General features: G+C 48.3%; 14 protein-coding genes and 1 other annotated feature. Of the genes, 1 reads left to right on the forward strand and 13 read right to left on the reverse strand.

The genetic code is table 11. The annotated features are described in order from the left end of the window. Nucleotides 1-111 precede the first annotated feature (111 nt). The 6 genes from murC to HPY27_RS20935 all read right to left on the reverse strand — a co-directional run bounded on the left by murC (nt 112) and on the right by HPY27_RS20935 (nt 8,844). Complete coding sequence (gene murC / locus HPY27_RS20910; RefSeq protein WP_017247528.1) at nt 112-1,494, reverse strand: UDP-N-acetylmuramate--L-alanine ligase; 1,383 nt, start codon at nt 1,492-1,494, stop codon at nt 112-114. A gap of 1 nt (nt 1,495) precedes the next feature. Further along, a complete protein-coding gene (locus HPY27_RS20915) occupies nt 1,496-2,869 on the reverse strand; it encodes a bifunctional folylpolyglutamate synthase/dihydrofolate synthase (protein ID WP_174225847.1) in 1,374 nt (457 codons plus the stop codon). Nucleotides 2,870-2,912: 43 nt separating this feature from the next. Beyond that, nucleotides 2,913-5,585: a valine--tRNA ligase gene (locus HPY27_RS20920; RefSeq protein WP_174225848.1), complete on the reverse strand. Its 2,673-nt coding sequence runs from the start codon at nt 5,583-5,585 to the stop codon at nt 2,913-2,915. 57 nt (nt 5,586-5,642) lie between these two features. Beyond that, nucleotides 5,643-5,884, reverse strand: a binding site (T-box leader). 59 nt (nt 5,885-5,943) lie between these two features. Continuing rightward, a complete protein-coding gene (locus tag HPY27_RS20925) occupies nt 5,944-6,270 on the reverse strand; it encodes an STAS domain-containing protein (protein WP_007726674.1) in 327 nt (108 codons plus the stop codon). A 107-nt stretch (nt 6,271-6,377) separates the two neighbouring features. After that, nucleotides 6,378-7,616, reverse strand: a complete 1,239-nt coding sequence (locus HPY27_RS20930) for an ATP-binding protein (protein ID WP_174225849.1) — start codon at nt 7,614-7,616, stop codon at nt 6,378-6,380. Between the two features lie 25 nt (nt 7,617-7,641). Further along, nucleotides 7,642-8,844, reverse strand: a complete 1,203-nt coding sequence (locus tag HPY27_RS20935; protein WP_173622449.1) for a PP2C family protein-serine/threonine phosphatase — start codon at nt 8,842-8,844, stop codon at nt 7,642-7,644. A 250-nt stretch (nt 8,845-9,094) separates the two neighbouring features. Between HPY27_RS20935 and HPY27_RS20940 the strand changes: the two genes are divergently transcribed. Further along, the gene (locus HPY27_RS20940; protein ID WP_007726679.1) at nt 9,095-9,277 is read left to right on the forward strand and encodes a hypothetical protein; all 183 of its coding nucleotides are present in this window, start codon (nt 9,095-9,097) and stop codon (nt 9,275-9,277) included. A gap of 40 nt (nt 9,278-9,317) precedes the next feature. On the opposite strand, the gene HPY27_RS20945 is transcribed toward HPY27_RS20940, so the two are convergent. The 7 genes from HPY27_RS20945 to HPY27_RS20975 form a co-directional block, all read right to left on the reverse strand. Beyond that, nucleotides 9,318-10,313, reverse strand: a complete 996-nt coding sequence (locus HPY27_RS20945; RefSeq protein ID WP_017247522.1) for a protein kinase family protein — start codon at nt 10,311-10,313, stop codon at nt 9,318-9,320. After that, complete coding sequence (locus HPY27_RS20950) at nt 10,300-11,298, reverse strand: phosphotransferase (protein ID WP_174225850.1); 999 nt, start codon at nt 11,296-11,298, stop codon at nt 10,300-10,302. The genes HPY27_RS20945 and HPY27_RS20950 overlap by 14 nt, the downstream gene beginning before the upstream one ends. 14 nt (nt 11,299-11,312) lie before the next feature. Continuing rightward, complete coding sequence (locus HPY27_RS20955; protein WP_017247520.1) at nt 11,313-12,797, reverse strand: LysM peptidoglycan-binding domain-containing protein; 1,485 nt, start codon at nt 12,795-12,797, stop codon at nt 11,313-11,315. A gap of 94 nt (nt 12,798-12,891) precedes the next feature. After that, nucleotides 12,892-14,301: a protoporphyrinogen oxidase gene (gene hemY, locus HPY27_RS20960; RefSeq protein ID WP_174225851.1), complete on the reverse strand. Its 1,410-nt coding sequence runs from the start codon at nt 14,299-14,301 to the stop codon at nt 12,892-12,894. Between the two features lie 12 nt (nt 14,302-14,313). Then, nucleotides 14,314-15,246 carry a ferrochelatase gene (hemH, locus tag HPY27_RS20965; RefSeq protein WP_174225852.1) on the reverse strand — a complete coding sequence of 311 codons (933 nt, stop codon included), beginning with the start codon at nt 15,244-15,246 and terminating at the stop codon, nt 14,314-14,316. A gap of 17 nt (nt 15,247-15,263) precedes the next feature. Continuing rightward, nucleotides 15,264-16,301, reverse strand: a complete 1,038-nt coding sequence (hemE, locus tag HPY27_RS20970; protein ID WP_017247517.1) for a uroporphyrinogen decarboxylase — start codon at nt 16,299-16,301, stop codon at nt 15,264-15,266. Between the two features lie 138 nt (nt 16,302-16,439). After that, nucleotides 16,440-17,288, reverse strand: coding sequence for a DUF4097 family beta strand repeat-containing protein (locus HPY27_RS20975; RefSeq protein WP_017247515.1), 849 nt, complete (start codon nt 17,286-17,288; stop codon nt 16,440-16,442).

Here is a 17,288-nt window from a genome sequence, read left to right on the forward strand (position 1 = left end):
TCTTAAAACCTTTAGGTAGATCATTCTTAACAGTATTATGCCAAAGCTTTCCGATAGTAAATAAAAAGACTTGAAACCCGTAGGTTCCAAGTCTTCATATGCCTCTATCCGTTATTTTTCTAGCTTTTCAGCCAGCCAATAAGCGGATTTCCAGATATCTCCTGCACCCATTGTCAACACGAGATCGCCCTCTTGCAATCCTTTGAAGACATGCTCTTGCATTTGTTCCTTTGTCGGAATGTACTGCGCACGTGGGTGGCTGTTGGTGCGGATTTTTTGCACCAAAACCTCGGAGGTGACTCCTTCGATTTTTTCTTCTCCGGCTGGAGAGTAGATATCTGTGATAATCACTTCGTCTGCTTCTGCAAAGGCACGGCTGAATTCATCCATGAGGAAATACGTGCGTGTGTAGCGTTGTGGCTGAAACACAGCGATTACACGTCTGCCCGATGCCCTTGCCCCGCTTAGTGTAGCGATAATTTCCGTCGGATGATGCGCGTAGTCGTCTACGACTAGGACGCCTCGTGCATCCCCGATAATTTGAAATCTGCGCTTGGCACCGCTAAAGGTAGACAGTGCCTTAGCAATTTTATCAAAAGAAAGGCCAGCATCCAGGCAAACAATGATCGCAGCCAGTGCATTCGCAATATTATGCTTGCCTGGAACCGAGAGGCATAATTCACCCAAGAGCTCATTCTGACGATAAATTTGGCACTTGCTGCAACGATCACCACATTCAATTGAAACGGCAGAAAACCCCGCTTGCGCTGTAAAATTCGGATCAACTGCATATGTCACGACCGTTTTTTCAACAGATGGCATGACTTCGCGCACGATTGGATCATCGATGCACAGGATTGCTTTTCCATCCGGTTTGAGATGGCTCAAGAACTGGACATACGCCTGTTTCAAATTGTTGAAGTCGCCATCGAAATGCTCCAGATGATCTGGTTCAATGCTCGTCACAATTTCATACATCGGTCTGTATTCCAAAAAGGAACCGTCGCTCTCGTCTGCCTCGGCAATCACATAGTCACTAGTACCTGCCTTTGCATTGGTACCAGCACTCATCAATTCACCGCCGATGATGAAAGTCGGGTCTACACCGCACTCTTCCAGCACGTGAGAGATCATTGATGTCGTAGTCGTCTTGCCGTGTGCTCCAGCTACTGCTACTCCTGTGCGTTCATTCAATATGCGAGCAAGCATTTGGGAACGGTGCATGACCGGAATCCCTAATGTTTGACCTGCGATCACCTCAGGATTGTCTTTGGAAATACTGGTGGAGTATACGATGCTGTCTGCTCCCTCCACGTGGGCAGCATTATGGCCAATATGAATGACCGCCCCTCTTGCTTCCAGCTTTTTCGCCAAATCATTCATGGCGACATCGGAGCCGGTTACCTTGTATCCAAGGTCGATCAAGACGCGGGCAATGGCACTCATGCCATAACCGCCGATGCCCACAAAGTGGACGTGTTGGGCCTGATCCACCCTATTCACCTGCCTCTTCTACTATAGTGGGAAAGAATGCGCGTACTTGGGCGATGAAGTAGAGCGAACCGCAGACGACCAACCAGTCATCCGCCTTCGCTGATTGCTTCTCCCGCATCCAAGAAAGGAGAAACGCCCGCCAGTCTGGGACTGCATCGAGAAACTCTTGCTCCCAGCCACCGGCTAAAAACGACTCTTGTAAGCTATTGGCTTCGGCTGCACGCGGGAAGTCAAAGGTCGTCACATGCAGCTTTTTGATTTTTGACTTTACTGGTGCGAGCGACTCTGCCATTTTGGCAAGCGGCTTATCTGCCAATCCAGAAAAGAGCAAATGCAACTGTACTCCGTCCGGCAACAACCGATCCAGACTGCTTACAAGCGCCTCCATTCCTTCCTGATTGTGTGCCCCATCCAAGATAACCATTGGTCTTGGAGAGATGACTTCTAGACGACCAGGCCAACGCGTTTGTTGCAAACCACGAGATATTTCTTCTTCCTCCAGCAAGAAAGAGAAGTAATTCCGCAGGATATCAATGGTCATCAAAGCAACGGCTGCATTGGTTGTTTGGTGAATGCCATTCATGGTGAGACGGTAGGATGCTTCTGCACGACGGTGAATGCTTTTGTAACGAAACTGTTGGTCATTCAACTGCTCCTCTACCTGCTCTGCCTGGAAATGTTCACCTATATGGTATAGCGTACTCTTTGTTTGTCTCGCGCGCTCCTCAAAAACCTCGAGAAGTTCTGGCCTAACCTCACCTGTGACTACAGGAACACCCGGCTTGATAATCCCCGCTTTTTCCCGGGCAATATCTTCCAAGCTATCTCCCAACACTTGTGTATGGTCCATGCCGATATTCGTGATGACCGAAACGAGCGGAAGGACGACGTTCGTCGAATCCAATCGCCCGCCTAGTCCTGTTTCCCATACGACTACCGCTGGTCTCGCCACTCTTGAAAAATAAAGAATGGCGATCAGCGTAATCACTTCAAATTCGGTAGGGGAACCGAACTCTGTTTCTTGTTCGCATCGTTGCACCCATACCTTAACCTCATTTACCAGCTGCAATAGATCTTCTTCCGCGATCATGCTGCCGTTGAAACGGATGCGCTCACGGAAATCAACCAAATAAGGGGAGGTAAATGTACCTACACTATATCCCGCTTCCATCAGCATTTGCGTCAGGAATGCGCAGGTTGAACCTTTTCCATTGGTGCCAGCCACATGAATAAATGGGATTCTCCGCTCAGGATTTCCTACTTGCTCCAAAACCCACTGCATTCTCTCAAGCCCCGGCCGTTGACCGAACCTGAGCAGTCCATGCAGCCAGTCGAGCGCTTGCGTGTATTCTACAAACCCTTCTTCTGCATGCATACCACAATGCTCCATTCTCAAAAATATGCGATGGTATGGCGGATCATTCGCCCTTCAATTCGGCAAGTCGTGCAATCACTTTATCCCGCTTATCCATGTAGTCTGCCATCTTCGCTTTTTCCTCTGCGACTACTTTTTCAGGTGCCTTGGCCATAAATCCAGCATTGTTGAGCTTTTTCTCAATGCGCTCCACTTCGTCGTTGAGTGTCGCCACTTCTTTTTCCAGGCGCTTCAGCTCTTGCTCGATATCGATCAAGCCTGCCAGTGGAAGGAACAATTCTGCTCCCGTGATCACAGCAGACATCGCTTTATCAGGCGTAGCCAGATTCAGGCTGATTTCCAGACGCTCAGGGTTGCAGAAACGGGCGAGGTAGTGTTCACCGCGTGTCAGGCGCTCAGCGGACAATGCATCGCTTGGCTTGATCAAGAGCTCAATTTTCTTGGACATCGGTACGTTTACTTCTGCACGGATGTTGCGTACGCTACGGATGATATCCATCAATTGGTTCATTTCGCTTTCTGCTTCAGCAAAAATCCATTGCTCGTTAACAGTTGGCCAAGGTGCTACTGTGATGCTCTCGCCTTGGTGTGGCAATGCCTGCCAGATTTCTTCCGTGATGAACGGCATGAACGGATGCAACAGCTTGAGCGTTTGATCCAGAACCGTCACCAGAACAGATTGGGTTGTTTTCTTCGCCGCTTCATCTGTACCGTACAGCGGCAGCTTCGCCATCTCGATATACCAGTCACACAGGTCATCCCAAATGAAGTTGTAAAGCACACGACCTGCTTCACCGAATTCAAATGCGTCAGACAGACGGGTTACATCTGCGATTGTCGCTTGCAGGCGGGAGAGAATCCATTTGTCTGGTGTAGACAGCTCACCGCTCAAATCGATTTCCTCGTATTTGAAGTCAGCCAGGTTCATCAAGGCAAAACGAGACGCGTTCCAAATCTTGTTCGCGAAGTTGCGGTTTGCCTCCACCTTTTCCCAATAGAAGCGTTGGTCATTCCCTGGGGAATTCCCTGTCGCCAGTGTGTATCGCAGTGCATCCGCTCCGTACTTCTCAATCACTTCCATTGGATCGACACCGTTGCCGAGTGATTTGGACATTTTGCGGCCCTCAGAGTCACGAATAATGCCGTGAATCAAGACGGATTCAAACGGACTTTTCCCGGTAAATTCAAGACCTGAGAACATCATCCGAGCAACCCAGAAGAAGATGATATCGTAGCCTGTTACCAGGACATTCGTTGGATAGAAGTACTTCATGTCCTCGGATTCTTCCGGCCAGCCCAGAGTCGAGAACGGCCATAGACCAGCGGAGAACCATGTATCGAGAACGTCGTTGTCCTGCTCCAGCTTGTGGCTGTGGCAGCTTGGGCACTCAGTCACATCCGCGCGAGATACAATCGTTTCGTTACAATCTCCGCAATACCATGCAGGAATTCGGTGGCCCCACCAAAGCTGACGGGAGATGCACCAGTCGCGGATGTTTTCAATCCAACGCAGGTAGTTCGTCTTGAAGCGGTCTGGGACGAATTTCACACTTTCAGGGCTATTTGCATTAGCCAGTGCTTCGTCAGCCAAAGGCTGCATTTTTATGAACCATTGGGTAGAAAGGTATGGTTCTACGACTGCATCGCTTCGCTCACTATGTCCAACCTGATGGATATGCTCCTCAACCTTGAACATAACACCTTGCTCAGTCAAATCTTTGATGATTTGCTTCCGGCATACAAAGCGATCCAAGCCATTGTAGATACCAGCCAGTTCGTTCATCGTGCCTGTCTCATCCATGACAACGATTTGTGGCAACTGATGACGAAGACCCAATTCAAAGTCATTCGGATCGTGTGCTGGCGTAATTTTTACAGCGCCAGAACCAAACTCAGGATCAACGTAGTCATCAGCGACGATTGGAATTTCGCGTCCTACGATTGGCAAAATCACGGTTTTGCCGATCATGTCCTTGTAACGCTCATCTTCCGGATGTACCGCTACAGCCGTATCACCGAGCATCGTTTCCGGACGGGTTGTAGCTACTTCGATATAACCGGTGCCATCTGCCAATGGGTAACGCATGTGATGCAGCGCACCTTTTACTTCCTTGTAGATTACTTCAATATCGGATAGAGCCGTGCGGGCTGCAGGGTCCCAGTTAATGATACGGTTACCGCGATAGATCAAGCCTTTTTCGTAGAGGCGAACAAATACTTCGCGTACAGCTTGGGACAAGCCTTCATCCATCGTAAAACGCTCGCGGGAGTAATCTAGGGCAAGACCGAGCGTTTCCCACTGCTCACGAATATGTGAAGCGTAAATGTGCTTCCACTCCCATACTTTTTCCACGAATTTTTCGCGGCCCAGATCATGACGAGAGATGCCTTCTTCTCGCAAGGTAGCCTCTACCCGCGCTTGGGTTGCGATACCGGCGTGGTCCATACCTGGCAAGAACAAGGCGCTGTAGCCTTGCATACGCTTGGTACGCGTAATGATATCTTGCAAAGTCGTATCCAGCGCGTGGCCCAAGTGCAATTTACCAGTTACGTTCGGCGGTGGAATGACAATCGTAAACGGACGTTTATTCGGGTCACGTTCTGCCTTGAAAAATTGTTTTTCGATCCAATACGGATACCATTTGTTCTCTGCTGCCTTTGGATCATAGTTTTTCGGCAGCAATTGGTCGATGTCGGTTGTTGGCTGTGTAGACATGTACGACTCCTCCTATTAGCATAACTTTCTTTGCAAAAAATAAAAAAACCCTTCATCGCAAAGGACGAAAGGATTATTTTCGCGGTACCACCTTTGTTAACACACGATAAACGTCATGCTTATGGCGTGTTCACTCTGACAAGATAACGGTTGCGAACCGGTCTCGGCTAGGCACATGCTTTCACCGAAAAAACTCCTGGGCGACCTTCAGCCATTCATAACCTTAGAGAATCTCGCAGCAACTGATTCTCCTCTCTGCTAAGGCGTCCTGACTTACTCTTCCCACTCATCGTTCATATCGTATGTAGTTGTCGTATGATTAGCTTTTCACTATTATATACAATCACGCTGTTTGGCGTCAAACCCGGGTTTCGCCCACTTTTCCAACTGCAATGCCCAGTGCTTCGGTAAAACCGAGCACGCCCAAAATATCGAGAATTTCTTCTCGGACATTGACGATTTCTACCTGTTTGCCCATGGCCAACAGTTCTTTCGTGGTAAAAAACAGGCTTCCAATACCGGAAGAATCTACAAAGGAGACACCTTGAAAATCGACGGTAACGGATTGATTTCGCCCTCCATACTGTTGGAGCAATTCACCTACTCGATCTCCTACAGCCATGTCCAACTCTCCGACGAAAAACAATGTAGCCTGTCCGTTCGCCTCTGTTGCGCGGTAGTCCATGCTCAAACTCCTCTCAATAGGTATCGGTACACCCAATCTGCTCGTCCTTTTACTATATTACCCATTTTCATTCACTTGCAAACATTTGGCTTTTGGGAAATCGTAGCTTAACGCGAAAGGATACATTCTAAAATCAGCTTTGTACCTGCCAGGGAGCTACTTAAATAAACACGATCACAGTATTGCAGGATCACGTGAAAACCGGCCCCAAGCGAGTGGCGCGTAGAAAATCCTTGCTGTAGGGTAGCTCGCGGGATATCCTCGAGCAAAATTCCTTGTCCTTCATCATGGATCACAGCCCGACACATCTGCCTGTCATTCGATAGGTATAGCGTGACCACACCGCCATTACCGTGCTTCAACGTATTGGAAGCAGCTTCGTTGACCGCAACGAGAAACTGTAGCAAGCGCTTATCAGAAATGCCTTGTGGTTCCAAAGCTTGCTTGAACAATTTACGCAGTTCTGCCAGCTGCTCCGGTAAGCGGATGTCGATTGCCAAGAGCTTATGCCCTTCCCGAAGCAAGAAAAATAATTCTTCATCACTTAGCAACAATAGCTTACCTTCTGTGACCACACCCAGAATATCTCTGTAGATCTCCCATTCCCGTCTTTTGCGTTTTCTTTCTTCTGCAATAACGGCAGTGACATCGATCAAAGCCATTCCACAGGTCCGATCTGGCAATACAGATGTGTATAATTCAAAGACCTTTGTGCCATCAGAGGTGACAATTTGCTCCCTTATAGGACCACCCGATCCAGCCACATCTTCGACCAGTCGTTGCATTTCTCGCTCTACTTCCACACTCGCACGAACGTCACCCAACGGACGCACTTTCCCTTCATCGTAAAGATAGAGGAAAACGGTCTCGATCTGACGCAGTATGGATAACTTCTGAATCTCTTGCTTTATTAATCGCCCCCGCTCGTTGTCTCGATCCTTCCAATGTAACAAGACGTCTGCCGGGTCCAATTCGCCACTCATGTGCCATGTATGAAATTCTTCCAGAAGCAATCGCTCCAGAACATCTTCCCGTCGCAAAACTTTTTCGATATCGATAATGTAGTACGGATCACCTGCTATACCGCGCAATCCGCTACCGATAATTCGGAAATCATAGGCGAGCTCTATTTCTATGCGTCCGTGCAAATCATGATCAGAACTGCTTAACCCAATGGTCGTCCGACTCACTGCTACCAGCTTCGCCTGGAACGATTCCATCGTCGCTAGGTTCGTCACCTTTACAGTGCGGGGCGGAACTACTTTGTTCGCTGCACCGCCAGAACGTAGCGCGACAAGGCAATTATCACAAGTGGGATTGTCCGGACAACGCTCACACAAAATCACAGTTCATCCTCCTATTCACGCGCAACTACACGAGGGCTATACTCTCTTCAGGCTCAAATTGAAGAATCAACACAGAAATATCATCCGTTTGGTTTCGCTGCTGTGTTATCCCCATTAAGTAGGCCTCAACTCGATTCATCGATTCCTGCTTACTTTCACCAGACATATTTAATAAGGAGGATAGTTCTTCTAGCCAATGCCTGCTGCCTCGAGATACTTCTTTTCTCCCTGTATCCAGCAAACCATCTGTGTAGAGCAATAGCATGCCCTCTTCTTCTAAGGGTACCTCCTCCATTTGATACGTGCTATCGGGCAAAAGCCCTAGGCCGACCCCACCCTTGCTAGCTAAAATGGTTTGATTCGACTTGGACAAATAAAAAGGCTGTGGATGTCCTGCCCTGCCAAATCGAATTTTGTGTTCCATCTCATCATAGACAGCAACCAGCATCGTAATGTAAGAACGAGTTTTTACTAAATCAGCATAAAGCAACTGATTGAGTCTTTCCAAAATCTCATCCGGCGAATAGCTGGACTGCAAAACCTGCCGTACAGCAATCCTAATCCCCGTTGCCCAAATACTAGCCAAAAAACCGTGCCCAGACACATCCGCAATGATAAAACAGGTGTAGCGATCATTGATTTGTCTATAATCGATGTAATCTCCGCCTACATAATCGACGGGTACGTAAACCGTTCTTGTTCGCAAACTGGTTAACTGCAACTCTTCTGTGGGAATGAGCATCGACTGCATACGTCTAGCCAGCTTCATCTCCATCTCGATTTCTCGCTGCCCTGATGACTGGTCCTGTTGACATCTGAGGATCAACGCCCGAATGTTCACGAGGAGCAGCCCATAAAAAGATTTCTCCAGTTCCTTTAGCTCACGGTCATTGACGTTACTCTGGGCGAACAAGCGGACATAGCGCGGTGTTTGAGCGGTGTCACACTGTTCCGAGACAACAATGCGCTCCTCTACTTCGCGCTGCACTTTTGCGCTCTCTTTGTTGCCACGCTCGATCCGAAAATAGACAGCACCTAGAGCCGATTCAAACGTGATCGACAAGAAGCAAGGCTTGTCCATCTTCACGAACCACGTATCAACCAACTCTTCTATAAATGGCATGAGGCTCTCGTAATTGACTTGGCGCTTGCTTTGCTCATTGCTGGTCATCACCAGATACTCGTAATTCTGTTTTAATTCCATTAGTTTGACCAATTGATGATTCATCCCCGAGCCACTCCCATACACACTTTAGCATAATTCTTTCTTTCGGGAATTGCGAAAAGGGTTATGGCAATTTTCAAAAACATTGTGATCACCTTTATTCGTTTCGTCCTAGCCTTCCTGCCCTACACCTTCCCTTTTCAGACACCATTCAAACCACTATCTACTTTCAATGAAAATGTTTTAGGCATTTGCTCAAGGTTGTAGACACTGTCCAAAGTAGCCGCGCATATGCTGGAATGAGGTGATTGTGATGAATTTCCGTTGGAAGTATAACCCCACGTATTTACGGATCAAATACGGATGCAAACAGGTGCTCTTTCCGCTGTTGGTTTTTCAGTTTATCCGAACCGTTGTATTTCCTACCTCTTTTGATGTCGTCCTTCTCGGTTTGCTAGCCATGCTCTATGTTGCCATCTCTCTTGAATGGTTATAAAAAAAGAAAAACAACGCCCCACGCGGTGAGACGTTGCTTATTAAAAGGCTTGCTGGACCCAACGATGCAGGCGCATCAGGCGGTCCATATCTTTTTCAAAACGTTGGACAGCGTAAAACTCGCTCCACTCGCGGGGATGATGATAATAAATATCCAAGTCCCTCATGATCCTCTCCGGGTAGGACAGAAACGAAGCCATCAGTTCAATTTCTTCCGGTCGCAGCGGAAAAATCTCGGCGTAGCGATGGAATAATTGAGAAGCCCCAACCTCATCCCCCGCCATTTGAAAATAAGTACGATAAAATAGTGTCAAATCGCGCACTGGTGTATCAAAGCTGGCACGATCAAAATTAAGCAGCCGTCCTTTTCCCGATCGATCTGGCACAACATGCTCAGGATTTGGGTTGCCATGGATCAACGATAGGCGAAAATGCGCGTGCGTCTCATGCCGCTCTCGCCAATCGGTCAATAAGTCTGTCGCTGTTTGAGCCATTTCCTCAAGAAACTCCTTGTTTGCCAAAAACACCAGGTCAAAAGGGGAAGGATATTTGCGCTCCTGCGCAAGGGTTGCCGCCTTATTCATTTGGTCTTGCCAATATTGCCAACGGTTAAGCAAAGAGTCGACAAGTGGCTCTACCTGTCTCGGATCATCGTAGCGATAATTTTGTGTCAAATGATGAAGCTCCGCCATACGCTCCAAAGCAGGAGTCGCCCAAGCCAAAGGCTGCTCGGCCCATTCCTCACTTCCTGGCTGCCAAGGGGTTACGTAAAAGGCGGCGCTTCCCTGTTGGACAAATGGATCATCGTATTTCGTGTACGTAAAAGGAACGGCCCCATCCCATCCGCGGTGCTGCAATTGACGCAGCATATCGCTGACAAAAACAAGACGTTGAGCAGGTATTTGCGCTCGTTTGCATACGAAGGAGCCGTAGGGAGTCGTCGCCTTAAATACATTTGGCTCCTTTAAAACGTCAATGCTCTGGGCATACATGTCATACTCTTTGAACAAAGGAGCAATGTCATCATACCGACTCATAGACTCCCTCCCTCCTCGAACGCTCGGCCCGCTCTGCAATATGCCGAAGCAGTAAGTCAACAGATTGTTGGCTCTGCAAAGCGTGCTCAATACCAGCGATCGACGCTTCTTGATCCAGCGATACGCGCTTCACATACGATTCGATACTTCTGTACACTTCACGAGGACGAGCCATAAAGGCGAGTATCAACGAATAGTTTCCATAGGTGAGCTGCTTGATTTCTTCATAGCCGTCAAAAAAAGCGTCAATCTGCTTCAGATCCTTATGGGTTAAAAAATGATCGCGCAAAAAGGTGGCAACATCGCGTTGCTGGACTGAAATTATCGGCCGGAAAAAGCCTCTCAAGTACAGCTTCCCGTTTACCATTCCCCAGTTGTCACGCAAAAGGTCCCGATGGGATACAGCAACCGCCTCCGGAGTAATTCGCTCATGGGCAAGCATCGCAGCGGAACGGTCCATTCGTTGCAGCATAGGGGTCATGAGTTCCGATACCCAACGATTTTCTTTAGAATCCCTTCCAGATTTGGCTCGAAATGATTCGACCAGCTCTTTGGCACGTCTTCCTTTTTCTTCTACTTGCTGTTTTTCCTGCTTGAGTAAATCACTTCCGGACAGTAAAGGACTTTCCTGCTGAGACTGATGCATCATCGCGATCACGCGTCCGCATTGCCTCGCAATGTCCTGGCCGGGCTGATAGTCTTCGAATTGTCGGTGATGGTCGGTCATGGTAACGCCGCGTTTACCCAAAATCAAAAATGGCTTGGTGTCTCTCGTCCGAATAAACCGCTCCACTTCTCGAAACCCCTGACGAGCCAGTCGTTCGCGCCAGGCAAACGACCAGCGCATCACATCTACACGCGGCCAAACGTGGAGTTCTTTGGGGCCCCGGTTTGTCTCCAGTAAATAGCAATCCTCTAGGGGCGTAATTCGGATTACGCGCGCCCGATATTGCTGGCAAACCTCGGAGAGATCAATTTTATCCACGGTCCCCCACTCCTCTATTGTGGGATGTACAGAATCTGCCCTGCTACTAGCTGCTCGGAAGCTAATCGGTTTACTTCCACGATTTTGGAAACAGGCAAGGAGTATCGCTGTGAAATATGCTCTAACGTCTCATCTCGCTGAATAATGCACATTTTCAGCTGACTCGATCGCTCTTCTTTTCTGCGGACAAACGACGTGAGATTTTGCATGGCCTCCATCGTAGAAGCGTTGACATTTCCCGAAGATCCATGTCGCGAAGAGCTAGATGAAGATTCCGCCTCCAACGCCATCGCTTCCTGTTTGGCACGATTCGCTTGTGAGAAGATGGAGGTAATGTTCACTCGACTTCTTTCTTCATAGGAGGGTTTCCCTGAAATCGCCACTCGCACTTCTACATCTTCCGCAGCAGCCTCTGGTTGTGCAACGACTGGTTCTGCTTCTTGCTCAGGTTCTTGCTCGGAAACAACAGTGGCTTCCACCGCTTCTTGCACTGCTTCCTGCGACTCTGCTTCGACTGACGCCCCAGTAGATTCATTGGAAACTTGCTGGTATGCGATTGCCTGCTGATCGTGTATAGCCAGTACAGGCTCCTCATGTTCTTGTTCTTTTTCGGCTATTTCTCTCATCTGCTCTTGCTCATCAGCCAATACTGACTGCTCGGAATAGGCGACAGAAGAATCGTACGAAGCAGATTGTTGGGAATCTAAGTCATACGAAATAGAAGCAGTCTCCCAGGACTCTGGAGGATTGGACTGTGCCACTTCCAGCACATCACCGTATTGCTCGTAGTATTCATCCTCATTGGATTGAGCAATAGCCGGAGTGTCGAACATGGAAGGAGATTCGGTTGATTCATAGGATGCTGGCAATGCCTGACGCTCCAATTCCTCCTCCAGCGCACTCAGCTTTTGATCAATGTCATCGAGGGACGTCTGCTCCGTATATTCTTGCCCATCATCACCAGCAGCGAAGGTGTATTCCCATGCTCCTTCGCCTGGTCCGGCAGCTTGCGTTTCGATCTGCTCTGCTTGTTCAGCTCTATCCCCCAGGACTATCCCCAAAATCTTCAGATCGGCATCGATTAGCATTTGATGTGGTGATTCTAGCTTATAGTCAAAGCTGTCCACAATTGCGTAGATGTCTCCGATCTCGGTAATCCGATCCAATGGAATGGTGATGTTCAACGGAATGCGATGACCAATCTGTTCCTCCCAGCCATAAAAGGCTTGATCCGATGCTTCCTGGCGAAAGGGAGTAAAAGTCATGGCCTCAACCAGCGATTCTCTTTCACCGCCTGTCGCTTCTGCGGCTTCCCTGATTGGCTCGTACTTCCCTACTAACTGCAAGCAACCCGTGATCGAGATGTAGGAATCGTTTTCCAACACTTCCACATCTGGAACCAATTCCAGCTCTTGCAATTCACCTATTCCAGCTCTATCGGATGAGAGGAAAATGGTCTCCTTGATGGCAAAAGAGAGTTGCCCATCCTGTAATGCCATTCGTGCTCCTCCTTTCAAGTGCAGGACATTTCCCTATACTATATGGACAGGACGAGCCGTTTAGCACCGAAAAAAAAGGAAAAACCGGGGTTATCTATCTCCCCGGTTTTACAGACGCGATCCATTCTGCTATTGCTTTTTTCCCCTGATCAATACAATCTGGTACACCTACGCCACTGTATGACGCACCTGCCAGGATAACACCAGGGAGTTTTTCTTTTAATTGATTGTTCATATCCTGCACCCAAGCCTGATGCCCGACCACATATGGTATGGCATTTTGCAAGCGTGATACGTTATAAAAATCCGGCTCTGCTCGAATCGTCATGATCTTGCGCAGATCACGGAGGACAACCTCCAAAATTTCCTCGTCTGTCTGCTTCATGAAGGATTGCTCTCCTGCTCTTCCTATGAAGCTACGCAGCAAGGCTTTGTTTTTCGGCGTCGTATGCGGCCATTTGCGATGCGCCCACGTACACGCGGTAATTTTTGCTCCAGAATGCCCCGGTACAATAAATCCTGTCCCTTCCATTCCTAAATCAATCGCTGACTCTGGAAACGCCATAGCAATGGTTGCGACCATATGCGGCTTCGCTTGTGGCAAGGTAGGAACTTGTACATAAGGACGGAACAACGGCTCTGCGACAGCATGTGGTACAGTAAACAGCACCGTATCTGTCTCGATCGTTTCCCCATTTTTCATTACCAAGGTGTACTTCCCGTCTGGCCGTTTCACCAGTTCTTTGACACCGGTATTCTTCGAGATAACTTCTTCTGGCAGGCTCTTTTCGATTGCCTCTACTAAGGACTGCAAGCCGTTCTTCAGCGTCAGGAAGATGCCTTTTGGCTTTTCTTGCATTTTTACTTGCGGGCGAGAATGCTTCATCGCTACGATCAAGCTGCGATGCTGCTCCTCCATTTTCGCGAATTGAGGAAAACTCGCAAGCAAGCTGAGTTTGTCGAGATCCCCGGAGTAGACACCGGACAATAAGGGCGCTATAAGATTATCAATAACTTCATTACCTAGCCTACGCCGAAAAAAGTCCCCCACGGAGATATCGCCGTCTCCTTTTGATGCAGGAAGAACGAGATCCAAAGCTGCCCGAAGCTTGCCCGGCCAAGAAATGAGATCGGTCGTGACAAAAGGCATGAGCTTCGTCGGTACACCCATGACCGCTCCTTCTGGTATAGCCTTCAGGCGATCCTGATGCCAAATATACGCTTGGCCTGTACTGTTTCGAACGAGATCATCCGCCAGCCCCAAGTCCACTGCCAGCTCAGCCGCACTCGTTTTCCGCTCGAGAAACGAATCGGGACCTTGCTCAATAACAAACCCTTCGTGACGCCATGTCTTGATTTTCCCACCAAGTCGTCCCTGCTCTTCAATCAGTTGAAAACGGATGGGCAAGCCTTTTGCTTCGATTTCCTTTTGTAAGTAAAAAGCAGCGGTCAACCCTGTGATGCCGCCGCCTATAATCGTAATATGATAGGTATTATCGCTCATATGATCGATCCCCTAATTCGCCAGCTTCTTTCCGACTGCATCAGCCAGACAGGAAATGAACGCAGGTCTGGCGTTAGGCATCGCTGGACGATAGTAATGTACCCCTAGCTCATCTGTAACCGCTTTGCATTCCACATCATTATCAAACAGAACTTCCAAATGCTCTGCGATAAATCCGACCGGACAGTAAACAAATGCTTGGTAGCCTTTTGCTTCGTACAGCTCTCTAGTCAAATCCTGTACATCTGGTCCCAGCCACGGATCAGGTGTATTTCCGGCGCTTTGCCATCCGATTGCATAGGAAGTGATCCCTGCTTGCTCGGCAATGAGCTTTGCTGTCTCTTCCAGTTGCATTGGGTACGGATCACCTGACTTCAGGATTTTTTCCGGCAGGCTGTGAGCGGAGAAGATCACGACTGCTTGTCCACGCTCTTCATCCGTCATCGTAGCAAACGTCGCTTGAATAGCATCAGCCCAATATCCGATGAAGCCTGGTTCCAGATACCAGCTCTCAATGCTGTGGATGACAGGTCCGCCAATTGCTGTGGAATGCTCCTGTGCTCGTCCATTGTATTCTTTGACGCTATAGCTGGAATAATGAGGCGCCAGAACTAGACTGATCGCTTCTGTAATCCCATCACGCTTCATTTGCTCTACTGCGTCTTCGACAAACGGAGCGATATGCTTCAAACCAAGGTACCCTACAAATTCACGGTCTAAGAAGCGGTTGTTCATTTCCTGCTCGAGAGCGCGCACCTGCTCATCCGTAATGTCTGCAAATCGATTCAATCCATCTACAGCCTCGTAACGCGCCATCAAATCATCGAGCAGTTCTTGTGGTGGCTTACGACCACGACGAATGTGCGTATAGTATGGTTCAATCTGTTCAGGACTGCGTGGCGTTCCATACGCCATTAACAAGAGTCCGATCTTCTGCTTTGACATGATAGCGCCCCTCCTGATTAGACGTCCCTTTTGTAACTATGGATGAACTTCGTCAGTTGTTGCAGCGTTTCTACTTTGGCGTCAGGGAATACGCCGTGTCCCAGGTTAAAAATGAAGCCTGGTTGTTTTGTGCCTTCATCCAAAATTTCCTTCGCCTTCGCTTCAAGCTTCTCCCAAGGAGCCAATAGCAGCGTTGGGTCCAAATTGCCTTGCAGCGTCTTCGTCACACCCATCTCACGAGCAGTCGTAATCGAAGTACGCCAGTCCAGACCAACCACATCAACAGGCAAGCGGTTCCAATCCATCAAAAGATGACCAGCGCCGATACCAAAATAGATCGTTGGCACGCCAGTATCTTTTAGTGCGTTGAAGATACGCGTCATAACTGGTGTAATGTACTCGCGGTAATCTTCGTCATTCAATGCACCGACCCACGAATCAAATACTTGCACAGCTTGCGCGCCTGCTTTAATTTGCGCTTTGAGGTAGGTGATCGTCATATCGCCCAGTTTTTCCATCAGCGCCTGCCAAGCAACTGGCTCGGTATACATGAATGCTTTTGTCTTATGATAGTGCTTGGAAGGGCCACCTTCGATCAAATAGCTAGCCAGTGTAAACGGTGCACCCGCGAAACCGATTAATGGAACAGATAATTGCTGACGCAAAATCTTAATGGACTCAAGAATGTACGGCACATGTGTTTCCGGATCGAGCTCAAGCAGACGCTCAACATCCTTCAAGGATTCGATTGGGTTTGCGATTACAGGACCAATGCCAGATTCGATATTCACATCCACGCCAATCGGTTTTAGTGGCGTCATGATGTCTGCAAACAAGATTGCAGCGTCAACGCCCAATTGCTCAACGGGCAGACGTGTCACTTCCGCGCAAACTTCCGGTATGTAGTTCATTTCAAAAAAGCTATGCTTCGCGCGGATGGCGCGGTATTCTGGCTGATAACGCCCTGCCTGACGCATGTACCAGACTGGAACACGCTCTGTCGCTTCACCGCGACATGCTTTCAAAAACGTATCGTTAAAAGTTTTTGCGGTCATGAATAAACCTCGCTTTGCACAATTATGTTTCCTTCAATATGATACCATTCGTCATTCGACAAGTAATGTCTCTTTTGTGTCAAAATCTTTTCGTTTCTTCCGTTTCCAATCCTATCCATCAGTGTTTCCAAACTTCTCCTATTGAATGCGAACGTCTCCGGTAGAACTTCGCACCGTCATTTTGGGTCCACCTGATCCAATCGATGCCTTCACTTTGTATTCCTCATTCTTTTCATAAGTAAGGTTAGACCAGGTGGTTTCGATGCCTCCTGTATCTGTCGTTACTTCGAGCTGTGCTGAAGCAGGCTCCTTGGCTACTGTCACTCGAATATCCCCCGTATCCGTTCGAATAGAAACGTCGTGGGTTAACTCTGGCATTGTCAGTTTATCAATCTCGCCTGTAGAGCTTTCAATGGTAACGGCCGAGCGAACATTTGCCAGATTGATATCTCCTGTAGCTGTCTGGACGTTAAGCGCTTCTCCTTCATAGCCCAACACGTCCACATCTCCATTGCTGCTGGATATTTTCGTGTTCTTTGCATGCAGCATTCCGCTCTTGATATCCCCTGTCATCGTTTCAAGCTGGACGCGCTCATACACTTTTTCGGGTAGGAAGAGCTCCAGCTTTACCTTCCCGTTGCGAGGATAAAACATATTGACGTGAGGACGTTCACGCAGTTCTACGAGCAGCGTACCATCTTGTGAGACTACACTCCGAAACTCCAGTCGCTCCTGCTGTTGTTCGGATACTTCCCCGACCATCCGTACACTCGCTTTTGGTTGCTTGCTTGCCATGATTTCCACATCAGCCGTTTCCGTCAGCAACTCAATCGCTTTTACCTCTTGTTCGATCATGTGCTCTTCATTGACTTGTTTTAACGAAAATGAGAAATTTTCTTGCTTCGTAAAAAGCCAGATGATTCCACATACACCGATGATGAACAAAAGAAGACTGATTCCAAAGAGTCTTTTCCCCAAATTTCTCAT

Source organism: Brevibacillus sp. HB1.1 (assembly GCF_013332445.1).
Taxonomy (GTDB): domain Bacteria; phylum Bacillota; class Bacilli; order Brevibacillales; family Brevibacillaceae; genus Brevibacillus; species Brevibacillus porteri.